The following is an 18,094-nucleotide window of genomic DNA, read 5'->3' as shown; positions in this document are numbered from 1 at the left end:
CGTTCGTCGTTCAACCATGCCTGATCTCATCACACGAGCACAATGACTCCTTATATTATGATGGTAGGCGCGACGCCGATCTCTCCCCATTCAGCTGACTGTGTTTCCAGTGCCTGCTCGCCGGCCGCCACTGGCGAGCAGGCCCACTTTGAGCAGTCCCTTGCGCAAGCGTCTTCCAATGAGGTCGTCGCCTCGTCAGTCTCAGCTAGAGCGGCAGTCGCTCCGCCGGTATCAGAGGTTCAGCGTGCGAGTGCGCTCGCAAGTCCGCCGGGCGATCGCGTCCTTCATGCACTTTCCACTATGTACCGGAGTCATGCCGTTTCTCCCGCAGTCAGCGGCGCGCCTGCTCCGAATGGCGTGCAGGGGGGGTCGGCTGCGCAGCTGCTTGTACAGGTGGATGATGTCGGCGCGCATGCGGCGGTTAAGCCGATAGGTTCGGATTTCGATTCGATGATGGTTGGTCTGCGCGATGTCTACAGAGACGTCGTTCAGGTTTCACTTGTCTCCAAGAGCACCAGCGCCGTCAGTTCGTCGCTGAACAAGCTGCTATCGGCCGGCTGAGCGAGGATGATGACTGACGTGGTCCAGAGGCGTGGCGGTGGCGGCCATCGATCGTGGCGGCGGCTTCGCATTTGTCTTGCCCTGCCGCTCCTTCTTGCTTTGATTGGCTGTAAGACCGATCTCTATACCAAGATTCAGGAGCGTGAGGCTAATGAGATGCTCGCGCTTCTTCTTGGTAAGGGTGTCGATGCGGTCCGTGTTGTCGCTAAGGATGGAACCAGCGCAATCCAGGTCGAGGAAAAGCAGCTTGCGTATTCGATTGACTTGCTGAATGTCGAGGGGCTGCCTCGCCAATCCTTTAAGAATCTTGGCGAGGTGTTCAAGGGGTCGGGGCTGGTTGCCTCACCGATCGAGGAGCGCGCTCGTTACATCTATGCGCTAAGCGAAGAATTATCCCGCACGATCAGCAACATCGATGGCGTCCTTTCAGCGCGTGTTCATGTCGTTCTGCCGAAGAACGATCTGTTGCGGCAGGATGCGACCCCATCCTCGGCGTCGGTCTTCATTCGACATGGCTCTAACGCGAAGCTCTCGGCGCTCTTACCGCAGATCAAGATGCTGGTCGCCAACAGCATCGAGGGGCTCTCCTACGACAAGGTGGCGGTCGTCTTTGTGCCGGTTGAGCGGGCGCCGCTTGAGTCGTCACGGGCAGTCAGTTCCCCTCAATCAGCAAAATTTGCTTCAACGCCGTTGCTTGCGTTCGGGGTGGGCGGTGCCGGCGCCGCATTCGGCATCGCCTCTTACGTGTTGTTGGGCGCGCGTATTCGTCAATTCGGACAATCGTCGCGTAAGCTGACCATGTTTGGCGGGGGTTCGAGCGTGCCGGCCGTCAGAGCTGCTGACAAGAAGACCACTCCTGATGCGACGTAGTCAGGACGCTTATGTCGGCATCGATGTCATTCACCGAATCCAATCGTTCGTCCATGTTGGCTTCCGATCGGCTGCGCGAGCTTGTTGCCTCCATCCATCCGAGCCGCTTTGCTGCGCGCCTTGATCCGCTGCTGTCGCCTCCCACGTTGCTGCGGCTACAGCAGAGTTCCAGACTGCAGCCAAAACTGGCCGGGCTGCTGCTTGGCGGCGAAGTCGATGTGAGCGGAGCCAACTGGAACGAAGACCTGCTGCTCGGGCATGATCCGCGTCGAGCTGCCCTGCTCGCAGGTAGTATCTGGCATGCGCGCTCGGTCCTGAAGCTGGTTTCAAGGCACGATCTATCAATTTTGGTCGAACTGATCGGTGCCGAAGCGCATGCTTTTGGGATCCGGCATTTATCAAGCGCGGTCGCAACGACGCCCATTGCCGACCCGGAGCAACTATCGCGACAGATTGAACATGATGGGCACGTCTGTCTCGGCGCCTGGCTCGACGAGGCTCCAGCGCTTGAGCGTACCCGCGTGCTTCTACGCTTGCCCGTTGGGACCGCCGCGGACAATCCGGCCGCCGACTACCGTTGTGCCGCAGGCCCGCTGCTTTCCTTGGTCATGGCTCATTTGAGGACGGAGGTTGCCAGGGGATGACCGCCGATGTCCCAGCATTGCCGGTGGCGCCGCGGATTCGCCCGCTCGGGCCCCTGATACGGGCAGCCGAACTCAAGGTTTGGCACGATGCCGTGCAAGCGCTCGCCGCTGCCGAGCGACATCTGCAGCGCGTTCGTAGCTGGGGACGCAAAGCTTTTGAGCTGGAACGGATGCGCGGCCATGCCGAGGGCAAAAAGACGGGAGCGGAGGAAATGACACGGCTGATCGCGCAGGCTGTTTGTGAACTGGCGCAGCGAAAGGCCGCTCTGGATCAGGAATTGCCGCAGTTGGTCATTGAGATCGTGAGCAATTTGCTGGGTGCCTTTGAGCCGAGCGAGATGCTGGTGCGGGCCGTTCGTCACGCCATCGAGCAAAAGTATAAGAACACGGAAGTGTGCCTTCACGTATCGCCCCTGAAAGCCGATCTGCTGGCCAGTGAGTTCGCGGCCTACGATGGACTTGACGACCGACCTAAGGTCAGGATTGAGCCGGATCCTGCGCTGACGGCGGACCAGTGCGTTTTGTGGAGCGAGTTTGGCAATGTCGACCTTGGACTTGCCGCGCAGGTCCGCGCGCTTCGTCTTGGCCTTGGTTTGTCCTCGCAGGAGAGCGAGCCGTGACCATGCAACGACCAGCCCATGAGGCTGCGGCAGGGGAAGGGAATGTTCACGCCGCGCTCTCGTCCTTAAGATCTTCCGCAAAGCATATCGACACCCGCGCCGTTCGTGGTCGGGTCACGCGGGCAATAGGCACGCTGCTCCACGCCGTTCTGCCGGAGGCCCGTGTTGGGGAATTGTGCCTCCTGCAAGATCCTCGCAGCGGATGGTCACTAGAGGCCGAGGTGATCGGTCTATTGCCGGACGGGGTGTTACTCACCCCGATCGGCGACATGGTCGGATTGTCCAGCCGTGCAGAAGTGGTCACGACCGGGCGAATGCAGGAAGTGCCAGTCGGTCCCAATTTGCTCGGCCGCGTAATCGACAGCTTCGGCCGTCCACTCGATGGCGGGGGCCCGATAAAGACTGGCGAAGTTCGCCCGCTGCGCGGCAGGGCGCCCAACCCCATGAAGCGACGCGGCATCGAACAGCCTTTTCCGCTTGGCGTTCGCGTCCTGGACGGGCTTCTGACATGTGGAGAAGGCCAGCGGATCGGAATCTATGGTGACGCTGGTTGCGGCAAGTCGACGCTGATGTCGCAGATCGTCAAAGGCGCGGCCGCCGATGTCACCATCGTCGCGCTGATCGGCGAACGTGGCCGGGAGGTGCGTGAATTCATCGAGCGCCATCTTTGCGAGGCCATGCACCGTTCGGTCGTCGTCGTTGAAACCTCCGACAGTTCGGCCATGGAGCGGGCGCAATGCGCCCATATGGCAACCGCGCTGGCCGAATATTTTCGTGATCAAGGATTGCGCGTCGTTCTGATGATGGATTCATTGACGCGCTTTAGCCGCGCCATGCGTGAAATCGGCCTTGCCGCAGGAGAGCCTCCGACTCGACGCGGATTTCCGCCCTCGGTTTTCGCGCTGTTGCCAGGCCTATTGGAGCGTGCTGGCATGGGCGAGCACGGTTCAATCACGGCTTTCTATACCGTGCTCGTCGAAGGTGACGGCACGGGCGATCCCATCGCCGAAGAATCGCGCGGCATTCTTGACGGCCATATCATTCTCTCACGCGCGCTTGCCTCGCGAGAGCAGTTTCCGGCCATCGACGTGTTGTCGAGCCGAAGCCGCGTCATGGACGCAATCGTGTCTGTGCCGCATCGCAAGTCGGCATCCTTCTTCCGTGATCTGCTCTCGCGTTACGCCGAGGCGGAGTTTTTGATCAAGGTCGGCGAATACAAGCAAGGCTCCGATCCGTTGACGGACCGGGCGATCGCCTCGATTGATGAGTTGCGGGCATTTTTGCGCCAGGGTCAGGACCAGGCATGCAGTTTTGAGGAGACGGTGGCATGGATGTCACGTCTGACCGCCTGAATGGCGTTCATGCGTCTAAACTGCGGCTCGTCAAGGACATGAGGGAGCGAAGCGCCCTTCGTGAACTGTCCAACATGGAAACCAGGCGCCACATCGCGGTTGATGCCGTCGAACAGGCTTCCAAGCATCTTGCAAATGCCGAACGACGCCGCGCAAGGGTTGAAGCCGAGCTTTATCGGGAAATGTTGTCGGCCGATGCGATATCGGTCGCCGACCTCGAGCGGCGCCACCATCTCATCATTGGGCGGCTCACAGAGGAGATCGCAGCGACGCAACGGGCGTTTGATGAGGCACGTTCCGCTCAAGACCAGGCCGAGGCTGCCGTTCTTGAGGCGCGGACCCTCTGGGCCAAACGTTCAACGGCGAGCCAAAAATGGCAAGAGATCGAGCGCGACGTTCAGCGCATGACCGACGCGCATTGCGAAGCTGCGGCCGAAATTGAAGCCGATGATGAGGTCGTGCTTCGGTACCGGAGGGGATCAGATCGCCAAGTGGGAGGCGAGCCGACCTGATGGCCACTTCTCCAACGCCAGGACGCCCTGATGTGGAAGGGAGGGGTGCGTCGCGATCGTCGGGGGAACCCGCACCGTTCAGACCAGCGCTGATCCTCTCTCATGCTGTGGTCTCATGGCTTAATGAAATCGCAGCGTTCCGCGTCGCTCTGCAAAGCCATCTAGGAGATAAACCGCTGTCGCTGGATCATAACCGGCTGGTCTGGCAGGCCGAGCCGGCTGAGGCATCGATGCTTGACTGCGTCTTTGACGCCGGCGGCGAAACGGTCGTCTTGTCCTTGCCCGGTTCGCTTGTGGAAGCGTTGATTGCGAACGTGCAGAGTGGTTTGACCTTACCTTCCGAGCCAAGTCGTTCGCTGATCCTTGAACTCGCGCTTGAACAATTGCTCGCTCCACTGGAGAGATTGATCCAACGGCCGTTGCAGCTTATCCGCACCCATAAAGCAGTGATGTCGGGTCCATATATTGAATTCGACGTCTCCTATGGTCCGCTTACAGCGAAGGCTCGCCTGCTTCTATTCCCGTCTCTCGACGGTCCCGTTCCACCTGCGTTCAGCGCCCTCGGCGAACTGCTTGGCCGATTGCCGCGACAGCGGCCCAAGCTTCGTTCTGAGCTGCCTGTCATCGTTGCAGGCCAGATTGGCTCGCTCCGCGTCACGATTGGGCTTGTTCGTCAAGCACAGCAAGGTGACGCGCTGCTGCCGGACGCAATTCCCCTCGCTTGCGGCCAGATCATCCTTGCCGCTGACCAATTATGGGCTCCTGCCGAGATTGCCCGCGACAGGCTGGTCCTGCGGGGGCCATTCCGCTTGCAATCCCACCCCCTGAAGAGTGGACATATGACGACACAACCAGAAGCGCAGCAGCTTCCCTCTGAAGCCGACATCGACAGCCTTGAGATCACACTTGTATTTGAATGCGGCCGCTGGCCGCTGCCGCTGGGAACCTTGCGAACTATCAACGAAGGTCATGTGTTCGAACTTGGCCGGCCGCTTGATGGTCCGGTCGATATCCTTGCCAACGGCCAACGCATTGGACGCGGCGACCTCGTGCGGATTGGCGAGAAACTTGCCGTCAGGTTACGCGGCAGGTTGGCGGTCAATGACTGAGATTCAACCCAGCATCCTCGCGCTTCTGGCGGTGACAGTCGGCCTCGGCCTGCTCGCGTTCGCCGTCGTCACAACCACCGCCTTCATAAAGGTCTCCGTTGTTCTCTTCCTGGTTCGCAATGCGCTCGGGACCCAATCGATACCGCCGAACATTGTCCTGTACGGCGCGGCACTGATTCTGACCGTCTTCATCAGCGCTCCGGTCTTTGAGCAGACCTACAACCGATTGACTGATCCCCAACTTCGCTACCAAACCTTCGATGACTGGATGACCGCCGCCAAGGAAGGACAGGAGCCGCTGCGCGCCCATCTGAAGAAATTCACCAATGAAGAGCAGCGCCGGTTTTTCTTGTCCTCGACTGAACATGTCTGGTCGGAAGAGATGCGCGGCAGCGCTACGGCCGATGATTTTGTGATTCTGGTTCCGTCCTTCCTGATCTCCGAACTCAAGCGTGGTTTCGAGATCGGGTTTCTTCTCTATCTTCCCTTTATTACCATCGACCTGATCGTCACGACGATTCTGATGGCCATGGGCATGTCGATGGTGTCCCCGACGGTGATATCTGTTCCCTTCAAGCTCTTTCTGTTCGTCACCATCGATGGCTGGTCACGTCTCATGCACGGGCTGGTATTGAGCTACACAACGCCGGGAGGCGGACAATGAATGAAGCCGGTATCCTCACGCATCTGAGCGAATCGCTCGTCCTGTTCATGATCTGGGTTCTGCCACCGCTCCTCGCAGCCTTGGTCTCCGGATTGATCATCGGCCTCATCCAGGCGGCGACGCAGCTCCAGGATCAAACCTTGCCCCTGACGGTGAAGCTTCTGGTCGTCGTCGCCGTCCTCGCTGGGTTTTCTCCGGTGCTCAGTGCTCCCCTCATCGAGCAGGCCGAGCGCATCTTCAGCGACTTTCCCGCACTCACCGGCAGATACTAGCAGAGCCTGGATGGCTGGACTGTCCCCCACAGATGCGCAAGCTCTGGTCCAGGGCGCGATCGAACTTGTCGCCGCAACGGGTCTTGGTGCGGCCCGTGCCTTGGGAATCATGCTGGTCCTTCCCGTCTTTACGAGGCCACGTATCAGTGGCTTGGTTCGAGGAAGCCTGACGATTGCGATCGGACTGCCGTGTCTGGCGCAGATCAAGCTCGGCTTGGAGGCGCTGGATCCAAACACGCGACTGGTCAGCGTCACCATGCTCGGTCTGAAAGAGGTGTTCGTCGGCCTTCTGCTCGGAATCCTGCTCAGTATCCCATTATGGAGTATCCAGGCGGTCGGCGACATCATCGATACTCAACGGGGAATTTCGAGCCAGGTGGCGGCGGAGGATCCCGCAACGCATAGCCAAGCGTCGGGAACCGGGCTTTTTCTCGGCATCACGGCGGTCACGATTTTCGTTCTGGTGGGCGGCCTGCAGACCATGGTGAGAAGCCTTTATGGCAGCTACCGGATCTGGCCCGTGTATCAGTTTCTGCCCGCGGTGACGGCGCAAGGGGCAATGCAATGTCTGAGCCTACTCGATCACATTATGCTGACGACGCTTCTGGTCGCCGGGCCGGTGCTGGTCCTGCTGCTGCTGATCGATGTATCGGTCATGATGCTGGGGCGCTTTGCATCGCAGCTCAAGTTGAACGATCTCTCTCCGACGATCAAGAATGTCGCCTTCGGTCTCATCATGGTCAGCTACACCGTCTATCTTCTTGAATACGCGGGAACTGAGATCCTCACGTCGGACAACGTGCTGGAATATCTGAAGAAGCTCTTGAAATGAGCGGCTCGAGCGAGGAGAAAAAGCTACCTCCAACTCCCAAGAAGCTGCGCGATGCGCGCAAGAAGGGGCAGAGCGCGCGCAGCTCCGATTTGGTGAGCGGTGTCAGCGCATGCGCCGGTTTCGGCTGTCTGTGGTGGAGAGCCGGGCCGATCGAAGACAAGTGGCACGAAACGGTCCGGCTGATCGACAAAGTGCAGGAGCAGCCGTTCACGAGCGCGGTCCCGCAAGCGCTCAGTGGCTTGCTGGAGCTTTCGCTGGCAGCCGTCGCGCCATTGCTCGCCTGTGCCGTGGCAGCGGCCCTGTTGGCGAATATCCTGGCCAATGGCGGCTTTATGTTTGCCTCGGAGCCGCTCAAGCCGAAGCTGGAGAAATTGGATCCCGTCAAGGGCCTGAAGCGGATCGCATCGAAACGTTCGTTGATCGAACTTGGCAAGACGCTGGTCAAGGTGGTGGTCCTCGGGACGAGTTTGTTCCTCACCGTGATGGCAAGCTGGAAGACGCTGGTGTACCTGCCGGTCTGCGGCATGGGCTGTCTTGGCTTCGTCTTCACCGAGGTCAAACTGCTAACCGGAATTGCCGCTGCGGCTTTTCTGGTCGGCGGATTGGCCGACCTTCTGATCCAGCGCTGGTTGTTTCTGCAGGACATGCGCATGACGGAAACCGAGGCCAAGCGCGAGAACAAGGAACAGCAAGGCAATCCGCAGATAAAGCGTGAGCACCGCCGTCTGCGGCAGGAGGCGGCGAACGAGGCTCCGCTCGGCGTCCATCGCGCCACTTTGATATTGAGGGGAGCGGCAACCTTGATTGGGTTGCGCTATGTTCGCGGCGAAACCGGCGTGCCGATCCTGGTCTGCCGTGGCGAAGGCGACGCTGCGTCACAGCTGCTTCATGAGGCGCGCGCGCTCCGCCTCCGTATTGTAGATGACGACATCCTGGCGCACCAGCTCCTCGGCAAAGCAAGGCTGGGCAACCCGGTTCCTACAGAGTATTTCGAGCCGGTCGCAAAAGCGCTTTACGCTGCCGGACTGGTCTAGGGTTTGTACTCAATAGGGATTCCATCTGGAATTGGACTGTGATTCAAGCTTCTCAGCGGAAGGGAGGCTTGAATGGCAAAGCAGGTCTACTGGCTCAGCGATGCGGAATGGCGGCGGATTGAGCCGCTGTTGCCACGAGGGCGCAAGGGAGCGCATCGGGTCGATGATAGACGCGTGATCAGCGGCATTGTGCACATGCTGAAATCTGGTTCGCGCTGGCGCGATTGCCCGGAAGTCTACGGCCCCTACACGACGGTCTACAACCGCTTCAACCGCTGGAGCCGACAGGGGATTTGGACGGATATTTTTTACGCCCTGACCGGATCGACCGGCATGTACGGATCGATGTCGGTGGATTCCAGTTACATCAAAGCACATCGCTCCGCGGCCGGCGCAAAAGGGGGGCCTTCAATAACGCGATCGGCCGCTCGCGCGGCGGGCAGACCTCCAAAATCCACGCGCTGACCGACGATATCGGCCGTCCGCTTGCCTTCCTGATCACCCCTGGCAACACCCACGACCTGGTCGGTGCACGCGGCTTGATCGGCATGGTTCGTACCCCGCGCCGTCTGCTGGCTGATCGAGCCTACGACGCCAGGAGCCTACGCAACGAACTAGCCGCACGCCGCATCAAGGCCGTGATCCCGCCAAATCCGACCCGCAAGCATCCGCATCTCTACGATAAGGTCGCCTACAAAGGCCGCAACGTCATCGAGCGGATGTTCTGCCGTCTCAAGGACTTCCGCCGGATCGCAACCAGATACGACAAGCGCGCAGACATCTTCCTGTCTGCAATCCTGCTGGCCGCCGCGATCACTTGGTGGATCAATTGAGTCCGGATCCTAGATCGTTTTGACCGGGGGCTGCGATTGCGAAAGGCCGTCATCGAGGCGGCTGTATGTCCCTCGTTCCGCCCGCTGGGGCTTCCGGCGCTGCCCTGTTGGCTCCATCGTCGCCATTGCTCTTGTTGCGCGCGGTAAATGTCCCGTAGTTCGCAACGGGACCGGCGGCACGATCGCCATTGCTTGGCATAACCGATCGATTGTCCAGCAAATCGAGCGGATCGTTGACCATGGCTGCCAGATTGCTTCTGGTCGAGCAGCCGAGCGTCGGGTCAAACGAATTATCGTCAACTGCAGGCCCGACGATGGAAAGCGACGGACAGACAGGAGGATGGACTTGATAGGTGATTGCCTCGATCCTCACCCCGAAACGGGCAGGCAGATCGAGCGGGGAGGCCGACAGGCGGATGTTGTAAGGGGCAACGCCCATGGCACGGGCCTCGTGCGTCACCTGGGCGATGAGACGGGGCGAGCCGGTGACCTCGATATGAAGTGCATCCCGCCGGCCGCCACTCGCAGCTGCAATGAAACTGTGCAGCCGGCGCCTTTCGGAGCCGCGAAGGCTCTGCAGGACCAACACGCTGTTCTTCTGCTCCACCTCAATCGCTTGTTGAGCCGATCCAGAATGGGTCGAAGCATTGTTTGCGCATCCGCCTAATGCTGCCGCAACAGCGATCAAATGGCACAAATGTCGTAGGGGCATTTGACGATCCTCACTCGATGATAAAGCCGGCACTGCCAGTCAACCCTGGTGCGCTCGTGCGGGGCCCATCGCGATCTCGGGACGGCCGTGCCAGCGTGTTCGTCAGAACGCGGCCCGCATCTGAGGGCGGCGCGATGCGATCGTTCGGCGCACTCATCCGAGTCGGGTTCGATCCCGGCCGAACGATGTAGGGTGTGACGACAATGACGAGCTCGGTTTCGCGCTTTTGAAACGATGAGGAGCGAAAAAGCGCGCCAAGAATCGGCACGTCGCCGAGCCAAGGAAACTCGCCGATGTCAGTGTTGAAGTTGCGCCGGATGAGCCCCCCGATTGCAAAGCTCTGACCGCTGGCGAGCTCGACAACGGTGCTGGCACGCCGCGTCGAGAGGGCGGGCACGGCCATGCCATTGATTTTGACTTCACCTTCTGTGGACAATTCACTGACTTCGGGCTTCACGCGCACGTTGATCTGGTTGTTGCTGAGGACCGTGGGGACAAACTCCAGGCTCACGCCGAACTGGCGGAATTGGACCGAAACCTGCCGGTTATCCTGCATGACCGGAATGGGAAATTCGCCGCCGGCCAGGAAGCTCGCAGCTTCCCCGGACATCGCCGTCAAGTTGGGCTCAGCCAGGATTGAAGCGAGGTGCTCGCTGGCGAGCGCGTCGAGAACAGCGCTCAGGTTGATACTGCCGGCGCTAAATCCGATACCGACCGTGCCGCCGCCGCCCGCAGCGCCGGAACCTGCACTTTTTCCGGTGACAATGAAGGCGCCATTTTGGCCCGAGGCGGAGAGGTTGATATTGAGATCCTTGACGGCGCTGCGGGAGACTTCCGCCACGCGGACGCTGAGATTCACCTGCAAAGAGCCGGCGACCTGGATCTTGTTAACGACCAGCGCACCCGCACCGAGAAACTGCTCGGTCACCTTCTTGGCGGTCTCGACGACGTCTGCATTGGGCGCGGTCCCGCCAAGGATCGCTCCGCGCGGGGTATAGCTGACCTGAATCGGATAGTCGCCGACCTCGGCTCTCAGCGTGGCACGCAGATCCTCAATCGGCTGCGTGACCACAACACGCATCTCGGCGAGGGCCTCGCCGGCGTCGTTCAAGGCAAACAGGCTGGTCCGCCCAGGCTTTTTACCAAACACGAAGATCGTCGTGTTTGAGGGGGCCTGGTAATCGGCGATCGCCGGATCTGCAACAAAGATGCTGGCCGCAGGAGCGGTCAGATGAACTGTCTTGCCCTGTGAGGAGGACAGGTTAAGGGTGCCGGTCGCGCTGCCAGGCGCAGCTCGCGGCGGTTCTCCTTTGCCGTCCCGCTTTGTCTGAGCCGCGGCAGCAAATGGAAATAGCACTGCGAGCGCGCAGAGGGCGTAGCAGAGAAGCGGCAGACCGGCAAAGAGCGGCGCCGTGGAAACCATCGGCGACTTGTCAGCGCCGGCAGCATTGTTAATGACCTTCAAGGGATTGTGCTTTCAAGTTCGATCGATTAGGCGGCCGATGCCGCACTAACGAGCTCAAGGGTGTAACCAACGCCGCGCGCGGTCTTGATTCTTAAGGTTGCACCCGCCTGGCTCAAATGCGCGCGCAAGCGATAGATCCCAACTTCCAGCGCGTTGGTGGAGACCTCGTCGTCGAAGGCATACAGGCTATCCTCCAGTGACGACCGAGGCACGGTGCGGCCGGCGCGGCTCAGCAGATGCTCAAGAATGCACACTTCCCGGCGCGCAATCCTCAGTACTCGGCCGCTGACGGAGACTTGTCTTCCGATCGGGTCGAAATGCAGGTTGCCGAATGTCACGACCGGCGCCGTCATCTGCGTTGACCGTCGCAGTATAGCGCGCATGCGAGCGATGAGTTCGTCGATTGAGACGGGCTTGGCCAGGAAATCATCCGCACCCGCATTAAAGATCGCGATCCGCCGGGCGAGATCGTTCAAGTTGCTCATCATCATCGTAGGCATTGAACATCCGTCGCGCCGCAATTGCTTCAGCCAGTTCAAGCCGTCTCCATCCGGTAAAGCCGATTCGAGCAAGAGAATGTGGTAGCTGGCGCAATCCAGCGCTGCCGCCGCTTCATCCAGGGTGCGTGTCACGTCAACCGCGAACCCGCAACCGAGGAGCGCTTCCTTCACAGCGCGGGCAAAGTCCGCGTGATGATCAACCAAGAGAATTCGCATGTCATCGCCTCTCGTTCATCAACGCCGAGACCTGCGTACGTTACGGGTGACCAAGAGCGTCGGCCCAACTCACAGAGGCGCACTTTGAAAAAGCCCGAAAGCGACGAAGCAGATCGTGGTGGCGCGCCAGCAAGTCGAGCCATTCACTTGTCACCGAACACAAAAAAGCGGCGGTCTGCCATGGACTGGGAAGATCTCCGAAATCATTCACGAGGCCCAAAATAGAAGCAGCAGGCGGATGCCTAGGTGCGCTGATCGCGGCCAGGCGTGCACGCGCTGGGCCGCCTCGTTCGATATCGTTAGCGCCAGACGGCGCGATCGATACGCAAGCGCAGGAGACAGCTGGATCTGAACCGTCTAGCAAAATCGACATTTGGAAACTCCGCCACCTTGCTCAAGTCCCGCGGTCGGCACTGCTATGCTTGCGCCTATGGCGTCGCCAGGTCATGACAAAGCACGCTTTTCCGCTTGAAGAAGTTTACGCCCCGCAACCGACCGATGCTTCAGAAGCCGCGGCGCGTAACGATGCGATCGATGCTCCTACCGGCTAGCGACAGAGCCGTTCGGTAGCCGGTGATAGACATGCAGGACGCCAGCGATCCCGACTTTGAATCGCGTCCGATGTCCCGGACGCGGCATCCCCTCGACAGCAGTGCACGAGGCCGAAAAGGCGCGGCACGCGCAACGAGGCATCATCGGATTGAAGTCGTTGCGCCAGCTGTCTCTCATCGCTTGGGATGAACGACGGCTGAATGACCGATGCTCGACCTTAAAGTGCCTTTGTGTCGGCACGGAGCGAGATAAGCGGGGGCCGCATTCTACGCGCCTGCTACAGTCTGCTCCGGCTAAGGCTGTGCTGATTCGTCCGTCCTGCAGGTAGGCGGCGTTGAAAAGTCGCCTTCGAAAGGAGTGGTCGACCCGCGTGACGGGGCGGAGTGGGGCTGCATTAAGCTTTAAAGATGTTCGCAATTCTTGCTACCTATCAGGAAGTGTTCGCCCGAGTGGGGTTCTTTGTGGTGAGGCTGTCGGAAATCCTACAATCTCACGTACGGTGCGATTCAAGTGTCTTTAACGTTTGGTTTAGCGGAGTCCCGTCAAATGTGCGGGCGCCCTGGAGCGGCGTCGACACAGACGCGGCCATCTACATGCGAATCATGGTCGCTCTCACCTTCTTCAAGGTCGTATGCATTACCTTATGATGTCCAGCGTGAGCCGTAGCCGATGGCAGTGTGTTATGAGGCAGTCGTTCTCACTACGCGTCACCGCTGTCCACAGCGTCTGACCGGGCGGCTGGCTGATCGCCTCAGATGTGGCAATCAGCCAGACAAACTATGGCTAGTCGTGGGATGCTTGTACCTGCCGCGTCATTTACATGCTGGATGCAAACGCGCGATTGCCCAAGTCGAGTTGACCGGCAGGGGACTGAGAAGGATTGTCACACTACATTGTAGAATGCGGCCTCCCAAGATTGCTCCGCCGACTATGGGGTCTTCGCGTAAGATCGGCAAAATCGATTGTTTCGATGGAACGCATTCAGGAGACGAATGGACTCTGTCGCGATGCACCGCATGCCGCGGTTGATGCCGCTTTACTGCGCTTGGTGGTGCGATCGGTCTGACCGTCCCTTGATCGAACGCGCGTCCAGAATCAGGCTGAGACGGCCGTGAACAGAAGCCGGGCTTTCAGCGCTTCACGTCACCGGGCTCGATGACGAATGTGACCGCTAGCCATCGGATCGATGCGGGGATGCCAGATGCGCTTGGGGCGCCGCGCCAAGAACGCGTTAAAGAGCCATTCGGGCGGCTCCAGATGCCTGACCCGTTCGCAGGGCCCGTTCGAAGGCCGCATGCGGAGGCTGCTCGATACGTTGTTTGTAAAGCCTGCGCTCATGGCACATCCTCCGTTTCTTCCCTGGGGGACGTGCCTAGCGTTTCAGCATGAAGGCACTTACCGACAAAGGGCGCGCAGGAGGCCGTCTAATCATTGCCATCGCGCTTGTACGGATTTGGGTCGCCGGCGGTCCGGTAGTCGTCGAGATTGCCGCCCAGAAAAGGCGCTCGGTCTCTGGGGTTGGCGTTCTGCCCAGCGCGCACATGAGGTCCACATCCGCATCGATGTTGTGCTGATCCTCAGCATTCATTCCGAGCCCAATGCTGCTCAGCACGTCGTCGGGCGTCCAGACCGCGGACCTCGGTACGGTGTAGGTGTGCAGCGCGTTCGTACTTTGGGCGATCGCTCGTGCCCAGTGATCGCGCGAATCGACCAGTTTGGATGGATCCTCAACCAGCGACACGAAGGGGAATGCTGTTCGACCGCGCATATGCCATCCGGCTTGGCGCGCCCGGTCCATGGGATATCGCTCCAGAGGATCTCCCATGGAAGAATGATCCCGCGCCGTGTTGCGCACATGCGATATTGCGCTCGTGTTGTCTTCCACGCGCGGCCTGCAATCGCTGTCCTGGTGCTGGAAGCGCCGCAGCGTGACATATGACGATCCTACCACGTCATCGAAAACGCGCTCCCGATCGACACCGCCGTCGAAAGCGGCGGTCGATGGCGACCACCGTGCCAATTGCTGCACAGCCAATTCGATCTCATTTCTGAGCGCATCAAGGGGGGCGCCTGTCAGCGTTGCGGCAAGCTGAGCGCGCGCGCCCACAAATGATGCGGCTGGATAGCGAACGGTTTGCCGGGCCTCGTTCGGCCCAGTCGAGGACGTGGAAGTTGCGGAATTTGTTGCGGTAGGAACTGAATCCGACGTCGGGGGAGTCGGATGCAGGGCATCCAGCTGCTGCTCGAAGCTTGCTTGATCAGCGGACGGTTCTGCCCTTGAGCTGGTCTGTGCGTTCGACCCATCGAGCTGCCGGGGCACCCGGTACGGCTGCGGGAGGACATCGTGAACGCCAACCGGAGTTTCTGCAGCATTCCGCGGATCCAATATTTATTGGATGCCTTTCAAGTACTGCTCGTTCGTGTACATTTTCGTAGATGTAGCATTCAGGAAGCTGACGGACGGGGAAATAAGCGATATCCGCTGAGGGGGTGCCGGATGGATGAATTCAGTCCAGTAAGGCGAGCGGCCAGCCGAACGGAAGCCGCGCAAAGCGGTAGAGCAAAGTCGGCGCTGTTTTTCGCCGTCTGGCATTCCTGTTTGTTAAGGCCGAGATCAGACGCCCTGACTGGGCAAGGCTTATTCACGCCGCTGCGTTGGGCGCTTGTCGTCGTCGTCATTGTGGACGTATTGTTTAGGTGGCAGAGAGCCATGCAGGTATCACCGTAAACAACCTGGCAAGATGCGCCCTGGTCGAACTGTTGACCGGAAACCGCGCGCTTACACACATGTAAAAGCTCATCCGCTCAATCATGTCGACCTCCGTCGGAGGAGCTTTGCCGCTCGTGGTTTCCAAGTGGCCGCGTCTTTGATGAAGTCGGTCCGGCGATGTCGCCCGAGGAGAAGCGACTTCAGCAAACCTGACCTACGAGGTTGTGACGTCGGAATAGCCGCCACAACCACTTACGCCTGTTTACGACAGGTTGTTTTTTTCGCAAAGTGCGACCGCGCGTGATGCTCGAACTCGCCAAACGGCCTTGCGAGCACGAGATCCTGCAACGTTGCGCTTCTGCGATCTGTGGTTCTCACCGAGGAAAAACCTATGAAGTTTATTGGCAAAGGCCTGTCGATCCTACTGTCCTTGCTTTCGATCGCCTGCGTGAGCGCGATGGCCCGGGCCGATGAGCCCTCGCCGAAATACGTCGAGGTGCTGCCTTGCAGACGGGCGAGAGTGTGAAGCTTATACTGGATATGAGCCGCTGTACCGTCGCCGAGGGTGGAAAGGCCGGATCGGCGACGCAGGCCGGTTTGGTCATCAATGCCTTCAGGGTGACCACCCGGAACGGCATCAGCTTCGCCAATGCGGACCAAACCGTGGACAGCTCCGGGCATGCCGTGACCGAATACATTCGTCACAGCCTCAGCCGCGAAGGTAAACTCACGGTGCGGGCCTCCAAGCTTATCATCGGGACGACCGAACTCGTGAACCAGGGCGAGTTTGTCTGCGAACTGCCTGATCGCGCGAAGTTCATCTGGTGATCGAAGCGGCGACTGCGCCGCGGCGAGGAAGCGGCGTCGCTACCTTATTCTACGGAGGTTCTTCGTATCCTGACACGATAGCTCCGTGCCGACGGCCAGAATCAGTTCTGGCCGTCTTTTGCTCCCCTCTGGCCGAGTTGCACGAATTTGCGTCAGTTCGCCCAAGCCATCGTAACGGGGGGCGCCGGTGTTCAGCAGACCTCAATAATTCGGGCGCGAAAGGCGACGCTTCGCTCCTGTCATTTCGTCGCTTACAACTCATGGCGTTGGCATTTGCTGGCCTGCTCCTCAAACGGCGTGACCGGCACCGGTCATGCCTCCCGACGATTGCGGTTTGGCATATTCACATCTCCTGCAAAGCAGAAAGCCGTCCATTCCGTTCATGCGATCGATGATTTCGCGAAATATCGGTGTTTCGAAGAGATCCTCGGATTCGTCTCGCAGAAAATTGCCCAGGACATGATGCCGCTCAAAATCCATGCCGCACAGACTAATGTCGCCGTTCGGGAGGAGGACATTTCGATTTTGCCGTTCGCCAATGCAAGTTAGAGTGCCGACGAGAGGCCGCCGTGGTTTGATGATACTCGGATCAGTACGTCCTCGCCTGCTCGTCAGCGGCCGTAAGCGCGTTAACTGTTTGGCGGGAATGATGTCGGCGAGTTTGGGATGGACTTTGCCAAGAACGACGTATCGAATTGAGGGAATGTTCGCCTCGACCAGTCTCCGCAGGACATTGAGATAGGTCTTTCCGACAAGGCGGCTGTTCATGTAAGTGCCGTCATCGAGGACGTGCACGACGAAGCTCTTGAACTGCAGCATTTGCAAGCGTCGAACGTCACTCCTATTCATTCCGACAAGGGTCGTGAAAATGCGGATGCCATGGCCGCGTTTGTAAGCATACTCAAACATCGTCGTGCACTCCGGATGGAGCCAAGGCTCCGAGTAACCCGCAAAGCCGATATCGATAACCGCTGGTACGCGTGCCAGACATCGCTTGAGATCCTGAAGACCAAGGTGCTTCGCTTGGGACACGGGGCGTTGGCGTTCTGCGAACTTATCCTCGGACAATAGGAACATCGGACGATGCACCCTGCCGTCGTCGTAATCTGTAGTTCCCGGCGGCTGGGATTTAGCAGGTTGTTGAAGAAGTCTTTGAACGGCGCGCGATGAATGGAATGTTGTCGCCGTTGAGGAGGCAGATCTCCCCTTAGAGAGCCGTCCTCCTGCAGTTCGGCCCAGCCGTCGCCCTCGGCTGGCTCCATTTCGTCGTTTCCCTGCCAGCCGAACTCGACGGCATCGCCGTTGCAGGCTCCAGGAATGGAGCCCGTAAGGGAAGGCGAATTCGCCGCCGACCTCATTGAACAGGATGTAGGCGCTCGCCAAGGCCATGTCGTAGCCCGGTGTCTCGACGATCCGCCACCTATAACGCGACAATCAGGATGAGAGCGGCGCGTCAATCAAGATGAGACGAGGCGGCCGAGTCAGGAGATAATTGACGCTGGCCGCCGTCGAGTTCGTTGGGGGTAGTGTGAACAGGCGGCCGGCCTGGACCGCGTCTGCGATCGAGGGCAACTTTTCGACGGTAACTTTCGACGTTCATCTCGAGGATCGTGGCGTGGTGGACCAAACGATCGATGGCAGCCAACGTCATTGCCTGGTCGCCGAACACGGCAGAGTACCCCTATTCTTGAACGGGTCGTGTCTCACGTCACGATCACTGACCCGCATCATTTCCTATTTGGGCACCGGCTTGAGGTGCTGAAGGAGCGGTCGGGACGCGGTCCCGCCTACGTTGTTGTCGCGCTGCC

At 59.5% G+C, this 18,094-nt stretch carries 18 protein-coding genes and 1 pseudogene; 13 read left to right on the top strand and 6 right to left on the bottom strand.

Features of this window, described 5'->3' with window-relative positions:
* Positions 1-42: 42 nt before the first annotated feature.
* The 12 genes from HAP47_RS35640 (at position 43) to HAP47_RS35585 (ending at position 9,303) form a co-directional block, all read left to right on the top strand.
* A complete protein-coding gene (locus tag HAP47_RS35640; protein ID WP_338077302.1) occupies positions 43-561 on the top strand; it encodes a nodulation protein NolB in 519 nt (172 codons plus the stop codon).
* A gap of 9 nt (positions 562-570) precedes the next feature.
* Entirely contained in the window at positions 571-1,431 is an 861-nt protein-coding gene (gene sctJ, locus HAP47_RS35635; RefSeq protein ID WP_173643924.1) for a type III secretion system inner membrane ring lipoprotein SctJ, read from the top strand.
* A 23-nt stretch (positions 1,432-1,454) separates the two neighbouring features.
* A complete protein-coding gene (locus HAP47_RS35630) occupies positions 1,455-2,075 on the top strand; it encodes a nodulation protein NolU (RefSeq protein WP_224924207.1) in 621 nt (206 codons plus the stop codon).
* The gene (gene sctL / locus HAP47_RS35625) at positions 2,072-2,695 is read left to right on the top strand and encodes a type III secretion system stator protein SctL (RefSeq protein ID WP_166071918.1); all 624 of its coding nucleotides are present in this window, start codon (positions 2,072-2,074) and stop codon (positions 2,693-2,695) included. The genes HAP47_RS35630 and sctL overlap by 4 nt, the downstream gene beginning before the upstream one ends.
* Before the next feature lie 2 nt (positions 2,696-2,697).
* Positions 2,698-4,047, top strand: a complete 1,350-nt coding sequence (gene sctN / locus HAP47_RS35620) for a type III secretion system ATPase SctN (protein WP_173643973.1) — start codon at positions 2,698-2,700, stop codon at positions 4,045-4,047.
* Positions 4,023-4,559, top strand: a complete 537-nt coding sequence (locus tag HAP47_RS35615; protein WP_173643926.1) for a hypothetical protein — start codon at positions 4,023-4,025, stop codon at positions 4,557-4,559. The genes sctN and HAP47_RS35615 overlap by 25 nt, the downstream gene beginning before the upstream one ends.
* Positions 4,559-5,668 carry a type III secretion system cytoplasmic ring protein SctQ gene (gene sctQ / locus HAP47_RS35610; protein ID WP_173643927.1) on the top strand — a complete coding sequence of 370 codons (1,110 nt, stop codon included), beginning with the start codon at positions 4,559-4,561 and terminating at the stop codon, positions 5,666-5,668. The genes HAP47_RS35615 and sctQ overlap by 1 nt, the downstream gene beginning before the upstream one ends.
* Positions 5,661-6,332, top strand: a complete 672-nt coding sequence (gene sctR / locus HAP47_RS35605) for a type III secretion system export apparatus subunit SctR (protein ID WP_166071922.1) — start codon at positions 5,661-5,663, stop codon at positions 6,330-6,332. Before sctQ ends, sctR begins: the two co-directional genes overlap by 8 nt.
* Entirely contained in the window at positions 6,329-6,604 is a 276-nt protein-coding gene (locus HAP47_RS35600) for an EscS/YscS/HrcS family type III secretion system export apparatus protein (protein ID WP_166071923.1), read from the top strand. The genes sctR and HAP47_RS35600 overlap by 4 nt, the downstream gene beginning before the upstream one ends.
* A 10-nt stretch (positions 6,605-6,614) precedes the next feature.
* The gene (gene sctT, locus HAP47_RS35595; RefSeq protein ID WP_173643928.1) at positions 6,615-7,436 is read left to right on the top strand and encodes a type III secretion system export apparatus subunit SctT; all 822 of its coding nucleotides are present in this window, start codon (positions 6,615-6,617) and stop codon (positions 7,434-7,436) included.
* Complete coding sequence (locus tag HAP47_RS35590) at positions 7,433-8,470, top strand: EscU/YscU/HrcU family type III secretion system export apparatus switch protein (protein ID WP_166071925.1); 1,038 nt, start codon at positions 7,433-7,435, stop codon at positions 8,468-8,470. Before sctT ends, HAP47_RS35590 begins: the two co-directional genes overlap by 4 nt.
* Before the next feature lie 72 nt (positions 8,471-8,542).
* Positions 8,543-9,303 (top strand): IS5 family transposase gene (locus tag HAP47_RS35585; protein WP_231168600.1). Its coding sequence is split into 2 segments (ribosomal slippage): positions 8,543-8,869 and positions 8,872-9,303, totalling 759 coding nucleotides; the frame shifts between segments, so codons are not numbered across the junction.
* A 49-nt stretch (positions 9,304-9,352) separates the two neighbouring features.
* Here HAP47_RS35585 and HAP47_RS35580 read toward each other — a convergent pair.
* The 4 genes from HAP47_RS35580 to HAP47_RS35565 all read right to left on the bottom strand — a co-directional run bounded on the left by HAP47_RS35580 (position 9,353) and on the right by HAP47_RS35565 (position 14,783).
* Positions 9,353-10,015: a CpaD family pilus assembly lipoprotein gene (locus HAP47_RS35580; protein ID WP_166071926.1), complete on the bottom strand. Its 663-nt coding sequence runs from the start codon at positions 10,013-10,015 to the stop codon at positions 9,353-9,355.
* A 10-nt stretch (positions 10,016-10,025) separates the two neighbouring features.
* Positions 10,026-11,480 (bottom strand): type II and III secretion system protein family protein, encoded by a 1,455-nt coding sequence (locus HAP47_RS35575; RefSeq protein ID WP_173643930.1) that lies wholly within the window; start codon positions 11,478-11,480, stop codon positions 10,026-10,028.
* Positions 11,481-11,506: 26 nt separating this feature from the next.
* On the bottom strand, positions 11,507-12,196 hold the full coding sequence (locus tag HAP47_RS35570) for a response regulator (RefSeq protein WP_029083933.1): 690 nt from the start codon (positions 12,194-12,196) through the stop codon (positions 11,507-11,509).
* Between the two features lie 1,924 nt (positions 12,197-14,120).
* Positions 14,121-14,783, bottom strand: coding sequence for a hypothetical protein (locus HAP47_RS35565; protein ID WP_224924209.1), 663 nt, complete (start codon positions 14,781-14,783; stop codon positions 14,121-14,123).
* A 1,179-nt stretch (positions 14,784-15,962) separates the two neighbouring features.
* On the opposite strand from HAP47_RS35565, the gene HAP47_RS35560 reads away from it, so the two are divergent.
* Positions 15,963-16,286, top strand: coding sequence for a VirK family protein (locus tag HAP47_RS35560; protein WP_224924210.1), 324 nt, complete (start codon positions 15,963-15,965; stop codon positions 16,284-16,286).
* Positions 16,287-16,574: 288 nt separating this feature from the next.
* Here HAP47_RS35560 and HAP47_RS35555 read toward each other — a convergent pair whose 3' ends face one another.
* Together HAP47_RS35555 and HAP47_RS35550 are read right to left on the bottom strand one after the other, a co-directional pair.
* Positions 16,575-17,354, bottom strand: a complete 780-nt coding sequence (locus HAP47_RS35555; RefSeq protein ID WP_224924211.1) for a radical SAM/SPASM domain-containing protein — start codon at positions 17,352-17,354, stop codon at positions 16,575-16,577.
* Between the two features lie 385 nt (positions 17,355-17,739).
* A pseudogene (locus HAP47_RS35550) lies at positions 17,740-17,964 on the bottom strand (ATP-binding protein); the annotation flags it as partial.
* Between the last annotated feature and the right edge of the window lie 130 nt (positions 17,965-18,094).

The organism is Bradyrhizobium sp. 41S5 (assembly GCF_011516665.3).
GTDB classification, from domain to species: Bacteria; Pseudomonadota; Alphaproteobacteria; order Rhizobiales; family Xanthobacteraceae; genus Bradyrhizobium; species Bradyrhizobium quebecense.
This window is presented reverse-complemented; position numbering and strand designations above follow the sequence as displayed.